The organism is Colwellia sp. BRX9-1 (assembly GCF_014077195.1).
Taxonomy (GTDB): Bacteria; Pseudomonadota; Gammaproteobacteria; order Enterobacterales; family Alteromonadaceae; genus Colwellia_A.
Map to the genome: position 1 here is coordinate 1 of NZ_JACGVM010000029.1, position 13,996 is coordinate 13,996.

Consider the following 13,996-nt stretch of genomic DNA (forward strand, 5'->3'; position numbering starts at 1 on the left):
ATTATGGTTTAAAACTAATGCTATAGGGCTACATAAAGCATCAAAAAAAGCATAAATAAAAGGCGTATCAAATACGCCTTATTCAGTGTTTTAGTAAAATGCTTGTAAACCAGTTTGTGCTCTACCTAGTATCAGGGCATGCACATCATGTGTACCCTCATAAGTATTAACCGCTTCAAGGTTCATCATATGACGAATAATATGAAACTCATCAGCAATACCGTTACCACCGTGCATATCACGAGCCATGCGAGCAATTTCTAATGCTTTACCACATGAATTACGTTTGATCAGCGATATAGCTTCTGGTGCTAATTGATCCGAATCCATTAAACGACCCACTTGTAAGCAAGCTAATAATCCCGTGGTGATATCGGTTTGCATATCGGCTAATTTTTTCTGAATTAACTGTGTTGCCGCCAAAGGACGACCAAATTGTTCACGGTCTAGTGTGTATTGACGAGCACCATGCCAACAAAATTCTGCAGCGCCTAAAGCGCCCCAAGCAATGCCATAGCGTGCTTTGTTCAAACAACCAAATGGGCCTGATAAACCTTTAACATTTGGTAAAATATTATCGCTAGGTACAAAAACATTATCCATAACGATTTCACCGGTAATGGATGCTCGTAATGAAAATTTACCTTCAATTTTTGGTGCACTTAAACCTTCCATGCCTTTTTCTAAAACAAAACCACGAATCACTCCATCAAGTTTGGCCCAAACCACAAAAATATCTGCCACGGGAGAGTTCGTGATCCACATTTTATTACCCGTAATGCGATAACCGCCATCAACCGCAGTAGCATGTGTAGTTAAGCTACCTGGATCTGAGCCTGAATTAGGCTCAGTTAAACCAAAACAACCAATGTATTCACCAGACGCTAGTTTAGGTAAATATTTCATCCGTTGCTCTTCACTACCATAAGCATAGATTGGATGCATAACTAAAGATGATTGCACGCTCATCGCACTTCGATAACCACTATCTACACGCTCAACTTCTCGTGCAACTAAGCCGTAAGTAACATAATTCACGCCTGCACAGCCATATTTTTCAGGTAATGTAGCGCCTAATAAGCCCAGTGCACCTAGTTCGCGCATAATTTCAACATCAAACACTTCATTTCGGTTAGCCATTAATATTCTTGGCATTAGTTTTTCTTGGCAATATTGATGCGCACTGTCACGGATCATTCGCTCCTCTTCAGACAATAAAGATTCCAATAAAAGTGGATCTTGCCATTTAAATGAGGGACGGTTTGCACTGCTTGAATGAGACATGAAATTACCTGTTAAGCTGAGAAATAATTAAGTGCAAAAATAATAAGCAAATACTAGCCAAAGTTAAAACATTATTTTCCTTTAACTGATATAGTTTAAAGCTATACCTAGGTTGACTAAGTTTATTATGGATTTAAAATCACTCAATTATTTTATTACAGTCTATGAGTTAAAAAGTTTTAGTGCTGCTGCAAAAGCGTGTTTTATTGCCCAGCCTTCAATATCTGCAGCAATAGCACAACTTGAACAACAACTGAAAGTAAAACTTTTTATTCGCCATGCACGTGGTGTAACGCCTTCAGAGCAAGGTAAAAAACTATTTCCATTGGCCAAACAGCTGTTAGGGCAAGCAGGTGCAATAAAAAACGTTTTTTCAGAAAAAACCCATAAGCAACCTTTTAACTTAGGCGTTACCCGCGGCTTAGGTGTTGAACGTATGAGCTTATTATTAAAAGAATTCACCTCAGCAAACCCTTCTGTCGAACTGACTTTAGTGCCACATACTGAAAATGTTGATGCACGTATTATTCTAAAAGATGAATTACAGGAAAATGAGCAGTATATAGACATGTGGCATGAAGATTATTTACTTGCCGTTCCTTATGACCATATATTTGCCCTTGAAGATACCGTCACAATTCAACAGTTAGATGGCTTACCTTTTATTCAGCGAATGCCTTGCAGTGCTTGGGATCATCTACAAGACACTTTAGCGATCGCCGGTATTAGTCTCGACGTACGAGCAAAAATCACTACCATAGATTATGCACTTGGCTTGGTACATGCTGGTTTAGGCTGCGCATTCTTACCCGCACACAGTGAAATTATTAAACGCAGTGACGTGGTCTTTAGGCCAATAGTCGGCTTACAACTCACACGAGAAATTGTATTGGCATACACAACATCGTCAAAAGCCATCAATAACTTAAAGCGTTTAGCTCATAAACATGCCCATTAGACATTACTGATAACGGAGCATATCCCTCTGTTTTTCTAGATAGCTCATTGAACAGCGCGACATATAAGCTAAAGTTTTGGGCAACTTTCTAACAAAGTAATGAAAATTTTCCATCTAATCAGCTATGTCTTAACAAAGTAAGAATATTAGCATTAGTTAAAACTGATTAAAAAATCTAAGTAAATTAATTTTGATCATCGTCGCTATTGCCACATTCGAGACATAAGCATTTTAAAATTCAGATTGGATTTTTTTGTATATTTTGATCTAGAGCGGACATGACTGAACAACCACATTACGTTAACAGCTTCCTGATAGCGGACGTTCCTCGTATATGAAAACGAGTTATTCGATGATAAATTTTTGCCAATAATCTATTAAGACTGACTGGCAACTGTGCCACCACAGCGGTCATTCGAGTCATAAGCATCGATATAAGTATTTACGATAAAAGCGGACCTTCGATTTCCGGTTTTCCATTCCAATTTTTTGATCACTTTGAGGCGTTTTGCTGCAACTGATGTTCGTATATGGAAGTTAACATCAGCCACAGTGAAGTTATTAAATAAAGTGCGATTAATCTTTGTAAAGTATCTGCATGTGACAACAAATCAGTGTAGTGGAGTAAAGCCAGCAATAATAAAACTAATACCTAACTTATGACCGTCAATTAAATACAACTGCATGTAATCGATTATCTGAAGAATTCAATTATCCCAGTAGCGGGATAGTAAAGCTCAATTTCACCATCTAGTTAATCAATTAACTCCTTGCTACTATTTTCCTGTCGCTAAGCAAACATGAAATTGGAGAAGATAATGGCTGAGAACAAAATTATAGTAGTTACAGGTGCCACCGGAAATCAAGGTGGCGCAGTCGTCAAACATTTACTGAGTAAAGATTTTACCATTAAGGCTGTGTCTCGTAACCTGTATGGTAAAGGCGCAGACAAGTTACGTGAAATGGGCGTGGAGGTGGTCTTTGGTGATCTGGATAAACCGGAAACCTTAACTCCGATACTTAAAGGAGCCTACGGGGTGTATTCTGTTCAGAATAATTGGACTAGCAGCATAGCTGTTGAAATAGCCCAAGGTAAATTTTTAGCTGATGCCGCGAAAGCTGCGGGGGTTGAACATTTTGTTTATTCTTCAGTAGGCGGTGCAGAACGTCATACAGGCATTCCGCACTTCGACAGTAAAGGAGAGATCGAACGCCACATTGCTAAAATAGGATTACCCTACACTTTTGTCAGGCCAGCCTATTTTGTTGAAAATTTTCTCGCAGAAGGTAGTTTTGCCTTTATTAATTGGAGCTTGTTGTCTTGGGCGCTGAAAAAGAATCGCAAGATCCAGTTTGCTGCCGTTGATGATATTGGTGCTTATGTAGCCTTGGTATTCTCTCAACCGGACAGCTTCATGGATCAGGCGATAGAATTAGCGGGAGATGAAAAAACGTTTGCAGAAATTAAAGAAATTTACATGCAAGTGATGGGTAAAAAACCAAGTTACCTGACTATGCCCGGTTGGTTGTTTTCCCCTATGAGCAAAGAGATGTCCACTATGTTTACTTGGTTCAAGAATGATGAATTTCAGGCTGATATTCCGGCATTGAGAGATCAATTACCTCAACTAAAGAGTCTAAAACAGGCACTAACAGAACTTAAAGGCTCCTAGTTAGAAAAAGTTAACCTTAGCTCAGATGAAAAGTTCACTGAGCAGAGGGAGCCTTTTTACGTTTTTGATAAACTTTACCTAAGATGATATCAATAGGAATGAATACAATGATCTTCAAAAAAGCACATCTACCGATTTTAATTTCATTTTTCATGTCAGCGTTTATGGCACTGATCATGTCAGGGGTGCTGGTTGCTTGGAATTCAGGCTTAGACGCAACTTTTTTGATACGCTGGATGTCGGCATTTGCGCTCGCATTTACTGTTGCGTTTCCAACGGTGTTGATAATAGCCCCCTTGGTAACTAAGTTCGCTTTATTGCTTGTTAAACCAGACTAACTGGGTAGTCGGTTTCGGAAATAAACTTAGTCCTTAACATAAATACCGTGGATGTTATTTATCATGTAATCAACCGCACTCGCAAAATCAGTGAATTGCTTAACGGGCAAGCCTGATTCTCTGGCTGCACGTTCGCAAGATAATATCCCAAGCGAATTACCACCGACCAACCCCAAAAACACACAGCCTAATGCAATATCTTCCTTGAGATGGGACTGTAAATGTTGATAGGCATCTGATGTGGCCAGACTGTCAACATCTTTGAATTCAATAATAAGAACCCAATAAGTAAAGTTTTTATCTGTGATCTGTTTATTGACCCATTGGGCAAAGTACTCAGCCCCTTCAAGATTTACGGGGCCTGAAGGTTTGACAACCAAAATATTGCCTAACCACTTAATTTTTATATCGCCATGAGCTGCAAACTCCATTGTTTCCTCTTTAGTATTAGATGAGAAAACTTAAGTGTAGTAGCAGTTTCTTGAGTTCCCCCTCATTGATAACTATGGATAGAAAACGCGATAAATTCCAGTTAAAGTTTAGCATCCCACGGAGCATGTGGCTGAGTTAACGCAACCACATGATCAATAAAAACTCGCACGTTTCGGGCAAGATGCTTATGGGAAGGGTAAATGATATATATGCTTTGTATCGGTGGCGAGTAGTCGGTCAATAAACGAATGAGTTCACCTTTTTCTAAAGACTGGATAACTAAAGGGTAAGGGACTTGGGCAATGCCCATGCCGTTGTGGGCAGCTTTAACGACTAATTGCATACTATCAACCGCATATCGTCCCGTTACGGGAACCGATATTTCATCTTTTTCAGTAATAAATCGCCAAGTCTGATTTTTCAAACTCGTCCCCATGATAATACAGTCGTGTTGGGTCAAGTCCGGGGGGGTCTTCGGTCTGCCCGCCCGTGCAATATAATCAGGGCTAGCGCAAAATACACTCTGTTTTGGACCAATGCGTCGTGCAATAAGGCTGGAGTCTTTCAACTCACCAGAGCGAAACGCGATATCAATGCGCTCTTCGATAATATCGACATAGCGATCGGTTACTTCCAGCTCTATTTGCACATCAGGGTATAACGCCAAAAAGTCATTCATCCAAGATTGTAAGTAATTGATGGCGAAATCTGTGGGGGAAGTAATACGCAACACGCCCGTCGGCATTGCTCTAGATTGGCTGACTAAGGCGTTAGCTTCCTCAATGGCAACTAAACTTTGCTGGCAATTTTCAAAATAGTGTCGCCCAATATCTGTAAGATGAAGCTTGCGCGTCGATCTTTGCAGTAGCCGAACCCCAAGCGTATCTTCAAGTTTTTGGATTTTTCGGCTTACCGTGGTCGAGGGCATCGCTAATTGCTTACTTGCGCCAACAAAACTGCCTGCCTCTACCACTTTCACAAACACATAAATTTCATTTAAATCAATCATTAATAACCATTTATCACTAATGGGATAGTTAAACTCAATTATACCATCTAATCAAGAGGTAAAAAATGAAATAATATAATTTCATCGTTTAACTGCACAAGGGCAAAACATGAGTCGCTCCATTATAGAAACTAGAACAGGCCATCAGCATGGTCCAGTGACCAGTTTTATCAACCAAAGCAATATTAAGCAACTGAACCCATTTGTATTGTGGGATCACTTTGAGACCAAAGGGCTAAAAGGTACGGCGGGCTTTGGATTTCACGGTCATTCCGGAATTGCCACTATTACTTACCCAACAATCGGCGACATCGTTCACCAAGATACTGATGGTAATAAAGGCAAACTTAAAGCCGGAGGTGTCCAACTAATGGCATCAGGTGCGGGTGTTTTACACAAAGAGACCGTGTATCCAGAACGCGGCACAACCGACGCCTTTCAACTTTGGACGCTTTTACCCGAAGATGATGTTGAAATGGGCGCTGTGACCTACTCATTAGCCCAGAAAAATGACGCTCCGATAGTCGTTACTTCCTACAGTCAAACCAAGGTATTAATCGGCCAACATGAAGGTGTTGTCAGCCCTGCTAAACACAGTGTCGCCATAACTTATATGGAAGTAACCATAAAACCAAACGGAAAATGGCAGCATGCTGTCGAAAAAGGTCAAACTACAGGTTTTGTTTATGTTCGTTCAGGTGAAATTGACCTTAATGGCTCATTACTAAAAGCGAAGCGTCAAGGTGTGTTGAACAAATCAGATGCAAATATTAAATTAACGGCCGGCGAATTCGGTGCAACCATTATGGTGGCATTAGGGCAACCATTGCAGCAAACCATTATCAGTTCAGGACCGTCGGTACATTCGAGTATTGACCGTTTGAACGAAGGTACACGCAATATCAAGCGATTGACACAAGCGCTTATTAATCAATAAAACAGAAACTAATCTACACGTAGGCTAAGCCAATTCAGGTTTAGCCTTCAACCAACCAACGAGGTTTATGATGAAATCACCACTATTTACACCAGAAAATACCGCTATGCTACTTATTGATCATCAAGTCGGCACTATGGGCTGGGTCGGCTCTGCGAGCCTGGAAGAAATTAAAATGAATACCATTGCATTGGCACGAGCGGCTGATGCTGTTGGTATGCCGTTAATTCTTACCTCTAGCATGGAAGATCAGGCACAGGGACCTTTGTTTGAAGAGTTACAACAGGCGGTACCAGAGGCTTACGCTAATCGAGTTATACGAGGAGGCATGGTTGATTCTATGAAAGATGAGGGCTTTGCCAATGCTGTAAAAAATACTGGACGAAAAAATCTTATCATTGCGGGTATTACGACTGACGTTTGTGTGATTTACCCAGCTATAACATCAGTGCAAGCAGGTTATAATGTTCAGGTTGTTGTTGACGGCTCAGGATCTCCCACCCAAACGGCTGACGATACCGCTTTACGACGCATGGAAAACAATGGCGTAACATTGACAACGACCAACCAGTTAGTTGCCGAACTTGCTCAAGACTGGAGCACCGAAAACGGTCAGAAACTCATGCAGGTATTGTATGAAGAAATATTATCAAAGCAACACTAGTCATCCAAATTAGTGTCGAAAATTAAAGCAAGCCAAGCACCTTTGTAGTGAAATATTACTACAAAGGTGTCTGAGCGTTTTCGCTGAACATCGCTTATTAACACTTGTGAACTTAAAACGAAGCTAAAAATCAACTAAAGCGATTGTCTGCTATCAGGCAATAGTTAAACTCCAGAAATGAAACACCATTGGCAGGAATGAGCTTGCAGGAGTCATAGCTGTCATAGCATCATCCAACTCGATTGAACATCACCATGACTGACTCCTGAGCCACCACAGCGGTCGTTCACGTCATGACTTCAAAGTACCAAAAGCTAAAGTAGAGCAAGCAGTCACTAACTTTAATTAATGCCACTTTCGAAACATAAGTAACGGAAGTATTTAAGCCGAAATTTAAGTTAGTCCGTGCAATGCACCTCCATACTTGTGAATTTAAGACATTAAAACATGTATAAATTTAAATGCAGCATAAAGGGAAAACCGTCATATGACGGCTATTTATTTTCAATCTAGTGAGGTTCTAAACGTTAGATCACCTACTTTTAAATTTTTCCATTTAGGCTTAACGGCTTCAACTTCATTATTTAAAAGATAATCTTTTATAAGTCTATTATCATTAGGGTTACTCGTTTGCATATATTTAGATTTCCACTGCTCATCTTTCAAAAACCACAGGTCAGCGGATGTAGAATGATTATTTTCTTCAATAACTATATAATCTAACTCACCATCTTCGTTTAAATCTTTAGCAATGAAATAATAATTGTTTCCGCGATATGTAGTCCATTCATTCTTAGTTTCTTCGCTATAAACAGCTTCAATTAAATTTTCTGGAAACTCATTTTTACTAGGCCAATAATTAACAAATTGCAGAAAATCTTCAAGACTTAATTCATCTTTAGCAATATTCTGATGGTTTACATACATTCTATCAATAATAGCTATCTTTTCAGGAGCTGAATCTTTTAATTCGGTCTTAAGTTTTTGCAACTCTATATAACCTTGTCGTCCTAAAGATCTATCAAAATATTGATAATCAAATTCATCATATGTTATCTCACTATCATGCAATCGTGATAATTGACTTGAAGCTGAAATACTTTGAAAGTTTAATAGTGGAGAATTAACCAATAACATAGAAACAAGGACAACAATTCCCATAGATATATTAACTTTACTGAGTGTTTCTAACCATGCATCCCGCTTTTTAATAATGCCAATTAAATAACCGAAAGAAAAACATGCAAGTAAAACACAAATTAAAACAGCCCAACAACGATCAACTGTTAATCCATATTGGTCAATACGAAGCCAGAGGCCATAAAATGAAATAAGGCTATAAATGGGTAATACACCTACTCCAATAAAAATTAGTCTGTGTAAAATATTATGATATGGACGTTCATGGGAAGCATCTTGATAAACGGCATTCACGAAAAACAATGTTAATGCTTGTAACCACATTACCAACAAGCTTCCTGTACCCGTCTTCCAGAGTGTATCTAGACCAGTAAAAGGTAATGTTGCTAGAAAACCTAATGAAACGATGGTTAATGCAGGTAAAAGAAATTTAATTAATGTTTGCAGAATTGTAGAAATATTATCAACCGTGAAAATAATATTTCTAAAAACTATAATGGCAAAACCGAAAGCAAGATTTAATACGGGTATAACAAACCAATCTTTTCTTAATAACTCTTTAAAGAACTCAATTTCTAAAACAGAAAATAATCCAGCCCCTAAATGTAAGATTCCCCAAAAAATTAAAACGAATAACCAACATTCACCGAATATAATAAAATTTCGCCATGATAATTTAAAAAGTGAGCTGTAACTAATTTCTTCATGACTTAGATATTGTTGGATATACATTAACGCTTTAAAAGCAGCTATAAGAGCAGTAAAACAAAATATACCGATAACACTGCCATTGTTAACAAATTCTATTGGTTCTTGTTGATAGCCAACATAAGCACCTAAAACAGATAATAATAAAGTAAAAGGTAATAAATATTTTACTGTCGCTTTGCTATTAGTTTTTGTAATTGATAATAGTGTGAGTAAAGGGAAGCTAATTGAAACAGTAACTAACGATATTAACCAAATAGGCTCTGTAGAAGGCCATATTTTATGTTCGACACTTTGGTACAACAGAGTTAATAAGATCCCTTGAATGAGGGATATAGTGATGATTAAAGGTTTTGGTAATTGATTATCCATATTTTTATTCTTATTTAATATTGTTAGTTATTTGCTTTAGTCGTTTTTAGTATTCAATTTCTGATAGTTGTATAGCAGACATTAAGCTTTTCAAGTGGTTAGGTCAACTATGAGCATTTCAGAGGGCATAGATTCCCCTAACCAATAATTTATTCCATGACTGGCAACTCCGCCACCATTGCGGTCATTCGATAGGAGAGTATTTTGTAGCTAAATCTACCAATTGGCTTAAAGTAGTGCTAACAATGTTACCCTGAAGTCTTTATTCATCAGGGTTAGCAAAGAATACTTAATCCTATGGTGATGGTTTAGTGGTGAAACAATCTGATTTACCATCATCAGAAACAAAAAAACACCAATCATTACAATTGATGTTTTCTAGAATCAATATTAAAAACTCTATTAGGATTGTTTCTTAAATCGACGTGATGCTAAACCAATCATTCCTAATGCAAAAATAGCGAGTGTGGTTGGCTCCGGCACATCAGTTTTCTTAACTAATGCGTGCTGCATCCACACCTGGTCCTCAGTCTTTGTGTTTCGTGTGATCCCCGCGGTATTCGCTAAACTGATATTATCACCAATTGGACGATCGTTATGTCCCCTATCAGTATTAACGCCGTTTACAGTATTATACATTAAGTCGATATGCCCGACCCAAAACGCGCCAGTCGTATTTGGGCTGCGCACGTTAATGTACCCACGGTTATACTTTGACGTTGTGACTCCGGTGAAGCCAAATGACCGATTTTGTGAGTATCCTCCGGCGAACCAATCATAAACTTGCTTCTGCTGTGCGGTAAGACCGTTCAGTTGCATCCAACCACCCTGATTGTCTAAAGCGTTAAATACTCCGACGGTCATGCTTAAATAAAGCTCATTAACTTGAGTTGCAGTCGCGTATTCGTAATCTTTATACTGACTCTGAGTTAAGATATTGGTTTCTACATATAACTTTGACTTACCACTAGTTATATCTAATTCTAACCATTCGTTACCACCAGTTATCAACCCCGCGTTAGCTTGCATTCCACAGACCAACATAAAACTAATAATTAGATTCTTATAAAATTTAAACTTCATTTGAGCTTCCTTTTTAATCCCTTTCCATTAGATTTGGTAGGTAATTGTTTAAATAGTAATTTATTAATATACTTGCTTTTATGCAAAAAACATACCAAAATTAAAATATCAAACAATTTCAATATTATGATAATTTATGCAGTGTTTAATTAAGTAACACTGTAAAATAATCTGACAAAAAACAACTTGTCAACCAGTTGTTTCGATTGAACAATATTAACAAACTGTAAATAAAACTAGTTTTAGTATAAAAATATTATTAGATGATTAAATTTCATCTTTAACCTGATATAAACCACTACAACATTCATGCTGAAACCACTTAAAACAAGTGTTTCAGTAGTGTAATTGATTAAAACTCAGTGATGCTAATTGTTGTATTCCAACACCGTAACATCACTACATACCAGTATATTCAACACATATTTACCACCTAGCAACTGACTTGTAATCAGTTGGTTTGACATGTCATTCATTGGTCTTACTATAAAATCAAGATATTGATTTTATAGTAATTTATCTATTTCTATATTCATGAGATTAGCATAAAACAAGATGGTGGAATTCAATATATGCATACTAACAGAGTTTTATCCGTTGCTAGTGAATTCGAATGTTGATAACGCGAACTTTGATTTCTTATTCGATCAACAATTACTTTTGTATCATAGTTAACATCTAAAGGTTGAACTCCACAGTCGGCTTTGAGCTTTCAGCAGTCATAGAGATTGTCCTCGCTCTATAGCATCATTTTTACTTTTTTTATCCTGAAATTAGCATCAAAGTCGATTTGGGGGACGTCCGCTAAGCTGAGGGTTATTAAGTTAGCTGTCGAACTTGCTTAGGTCAACTAACGGGTGCTTAGTTGACCTCGACAAACACTCTCAATATCAAAATTTTTATTCCGCTTAGCGCACACAGGAGACGTTAACACAGTTATTTCATGATGTTTTTCGAATAATTATTAAGGTTCAATTATGGCAGTTGAAGACAGGTTCCAACTTTATTTAGAGTGTTTTTTTAATAGATAAAGCTTACTGCAACATTTGTTTCTATCTTCATTCACAAAAGCACATTTGTACTCAACGGCATAAGTAGCTTGCATGGGATTTTTGTTTCGATCTTTATTTAGCTTCTACAACAATAATAAAAATTTTAGACTAAAGACAAAAAACCCAACAGTTACGTTGGGTTTGATTGAGTTCTAGTGACTAAATTGGCACTTTAAGACTGATTGTTCGCTAGAACGGGATATCATCATCAAAATCAATCGTTGGCTCTTGAGGGTTAACTTTAGGAGCTGATTGCTTTTGTTGTCCTTGATTTGCAAAACCACCTTGCTGCTGTGGTGCTTGTTGTGAATAACCGCCTTGCTGCTGTGGTGCATTGAAGCCACCTTGTTGCTGTGCTGGTGCATAAGCAGGTTGTTGACTTTGTTGTGGCGCTTGCTGAGAGTAACCACCTTGTTGCTGTGGTGCTTGTTGCGGAGCCTGCTGTGATGATTGCCCAGAAAAGCCACCTTGCTGCTGTGAAGCTTGACCAGAGAAACCGCCAGCTGACTGACCGCCAGAACCTTGACCACGTGAGTCGAGCATTTGCATAGAGCCATTAAAGCCTTGTACAACGATTTCAGTGGTGTACTGATCTTGGCCTTGTTGGTTTGCCCACTTACGCGTTTGTAATGAACCTTCGATATATACTTTCGAACCTTTTTTAAGGTATTCGCCAGCAATCTCAGCTAATTTTCCAAACATAACAACACGATGCCATTCTGTTTTTTCTTTCTGCTCGCCAGTTTGCTTATCTTTCCAGGTTTCAGAAGTTGCAATAGTAAGATTAGCAACGCCGCCACCGTTAGGCATAAAACGTACTTCTGGGTCTTTACCTAAATTACCTAAAATGATTACTTTATTAACACCGGCCATGAAAAAATCCTATCTTTGTGCGTAAATATTTTATTTACTGATTTACGTTATCGACAAACATAAAATAATTTATCGATGCAATTTTAAAAAGTGGCAATTATTCTATCACTGTGAGTAAAAAATTTCTTTGAGTTTCAGTGCATTTTTAAGTTTATTTTTTGATTATTTTAAACCGACATTATTCTTCTGGAAAAAGGTGAGCCTTCATTTCTATTTTTATCTGCTCAGGTATTTTTAAAGACGATTGATTTTCAAAACAAAAGTGAACCATAACGGCAGTTCCTGAGGCGCACTTTTTATTTTTTTGCCACGCTTCTTGGTAAACAGTAAACGATGACCCACCTATACGACCTATATAGGTGCGGATTTCAATTTCTTCACCATAGTAAAGTTGAGCATGGAATTCCACATCAATTTTAGCCAGAATTAACTGCCAATTTTTTGTATCTAATGTAGGCATAAAAAACCGAAAGACCGGATCTCTCGCTCCTTCAAACCACACAGGTAACAAGGTATTATTTATATGGCCTAGCGCATCGGTATCGCTAAATCTTGGCATTAATTTTTCACTGAACATAAATATTTTCCACAGATTTTAAGTGAGCTTATTTTACATACTTTTTCATTGTGTTGAAGTGTACAAGCGAAGTTAATAGAATATAAGCTATTGCTATGGTATTTTCATTATCAATATTTATTGAAGCTTATCAAACTATGACTGACTTTATAGAACTATACCCTAACGCCCTTTCTCCAGAGTTTTGTAAAAGATTCATTCATGATTTTGAAAGGAGTCCGCATAAAAACCAAGGACGTACCGGTGGCGGCGTAGATACTAGTAAAAAAATTAGCCAGGATATTTATTTAAATCAGCATGCTGAATTTCAGCCGGCACTGGAAACCATTTTACAAGCCTGTATTACTCATATCACTGAGTATGTCAGCAAATACTACTTTAGCTTGATCAGCAGTATTTCTTTAACCGTACAGCACCCTGTGACAAAGCAGCCCGTACAACTAACCGCTGATAACTTTGAAGAGGTAGGTAGACCTAATTTAGTCAATTTAATACAGTATTTATTTAGGCTCGCCCCGATTAATGCCCAAAAATATTTACAGGGTAAAGGCAATTATAATTATTGGCATTCTGAAATATTTCCACAGCTTGGTGATAATAATGCCTTGCACAGAAATTTGCTTTTTCTTATATATTTAAATGATGTCGAAGAAGGTGGTGAAACTGATTTTTTCTATCAAGAAAGAAGTGTTAAGCCAAAAGCTGGCACTATGGTTATTGCTCCTTGTGGCTTTACTCATACCCACAGAGGCAATGTACCGGTGTCATCAGATAAGTATGTGTTAACGTCATGGATGCTATTTAACCCCGCAGATAAAATTTACACCCCACAACCTTAGCAAAAACATACCCGTTTCACTTCATCATGCCTATGACATGCTGAAGTGAACGGCTAT

Annotated in this window: 13 protein-coding genes; 6 read left to right on the forward strand and 7 right to left on the reverse strand. The window is 37.9% G+C overall.

The window, feature by feature from the left end; genetic code table 11:
* Positions 1 to 90: 90 nt before the first annotated feature.
* A complete protein-coding gene (locus tag H4J76_RS18305) occupies positions 91 to 1,284 on the reverse strand; it encodes an acyl-CoA dehydrogenase (protein WP_182218685.1) in 1,194 nt (397 codons plus the stop codon).
* A 127-nt stretch (positions 1,285 to 1,411) separates the two neighbouring features.
* On the opposite strand from H4J76_RS18305, the gene H4J76_RS18310 reads away from it, so the two are divergent.
* From H4J76_RS18310 to H4J76_RS18320, 3 genes are all read left to right on the forward strand, one after another.
* Positions 1,412 to 2,242: a LysR family transcriptional regulator gene (locus tag H4J76_RS18310; protein WP_182218687.1), complete on the forward strand. Its 831-nt coding sequence runs from the start codon at positions 1,412 to 1,414 to the stop codon at positions 2,240 to 2,242.
* 818 nt (positions 2,243 to 3,060) lie between these two features.
* The gene (locus H4J76_RS18315; RefSeq protein WP_182218688.1) at positions 3,061 to 3,915 is read left to right on the forward strand and encodes an NmrA/HSCARG family protein; all 855 of its coding nucleotides are present in this window, start codon (positions 3,061 to 3,063) and stop codon (positions 3,913 to 3,915) included.
* 107 nt (positions 3,916 to 4,022) lie between these two features.
* Entirely contained in the window at positions 4,023 to 4,253 is a 231-nt protein-coding gene (locus H4J76_RS18320) for a DUF2798 domain-containing protein (protein WP_182218690.1), read from the forward strand.
* A gap of 26 nt (positions 4,254 to 4,279) precedes the next feature.
* Here the strand turns inward: H4J76_RS18320 and H4J76_RS18325 are convergent, their stop codons facing one another.
* Positions 4,280 to 4,684: a hypothetical protein gene (locus tag H4J76_RS18325; protein WP_182217959.1), complete on the reverse strand. Its 405-nt coding sequence runs from the start codon at positions 4,682 to 4,684 to the stop codon at positions 4,280 to 4,282.
* Positions 4,685 to 4,785: 101 nt separating this feature from the next.
* Positions 4,786 to 5,694 (reverse strand): LysR family transcriptional regulator, encoded by a 909-nt coding sequence (locus tag H4J76_RS18330; RefSeq protein ID WP_182217957.1) that lies wholly within the window; start codon positions 5,692 to 5,694, stop codon positions 4,786 to 4,788.
* 109 nt (positions 5,695 to 5,803) lie between these two features.
* Between H4J76_RS18330 and H4J76_RS18335 the strand changes: the two genes are divergently transcribed.
* On the forward strand, positions 5,804 to 6,631 hold the full coding sequence (locus H4J76_RS18335; protein WP_182217955.1) for a pirin family protein: 828 nt from the start codon (positions 5,804 to 5,806) through the stop codon (positions 6,629 to 6,631).
* Between the two features lie 67 nt (positions 6,632 to 6,698).
* On the forward strand, positions 6,699 to 7,295 hold the full coding sequence (locus H4J76_RS18340) for an isochorismatase family protein (protein ID WP_220466059.1): 597 nt from the start codon (positions 6,699 to 6,701) through the stop codon (positions 7,293 to 7,295).
* A gap of 504 nt (positions 7,296 to 7,799) precedes the next feature.
* Here H4J76_RS18340 and H4J76_RS18345 read toward each other — a convergent pair.
* From H4J76_RS18345 to H4J76_RS18360, 4 genes are all read right to left on the reverse strand, one after another.
* Positions 7,800 to 9,515 carry a DUF4153 domain-containing protein gene (locus tag H4J76_RS18345; protein ID WP_182178096.1) on the reverse strand — a complete coding sequence of 572 codons (1,716 nt, stop codon included), beginning with the start codon at positions 9,513 to 9,515 and terminating at the stop codon, positions 7,800 to 7,802.
* A 402-nt stretch (positions 9,516 to 9,917) separates the two neighbouring features.
* Entirely contained in the window at positions 9,918 to 10,598 is a 681-nt protein-coding gene (locus H4J76_RS20070; RefSeq protein ID WP_259364972.1) for a PEP-CTERM sorting domain-containing protein, read from the reverse strand.
* A 1,241-nt stretch (positions 10,599 to 11,839) separates the two neighbouring features.
* A complete protein-coding gene (gene ssb / locus H4J76_RS18355; protein WP_070375599.1) occupies positions 11,840 to 12,523 on the reverse strand; it encodes a single-stranded DNA-binding protein in 684 nt (227 codons plus the stop codon).
* 178 nt (positions 12,524 to 12,701) lie between these two features.
* Positions 12,702 to 13,100 carry a thioesterase family protein gene (locus H4J76_RS18360; RefSeq protein WP_182217951.1) on the reverse strand — a complete coding sequence of 133 codons (399 nt, stop codon included), beginning with the start codon at positions 13,098 to 13,100 and terminating at the stop codon, positions 12,702 to 12,704.
* Between the two features lie 137 nt (positions 13,101 to 13,237).
* Between H4J76_RS18360 and H4J76_RS18365 the strand changes: the two genes are divergently transcribed.
* Entirely contained in the window at positions 13,238 to 13,939 is a 702-nt protein-coding gene (locus H4J76_RS18365; RefSeq protein WP_182217963.1) for a 2OG-Fe(II) oxygenase, read from the forward strand.
* The last annotated feature ends 57 nt before the right edge of the window (positions 13,940 to 13,996 follow it).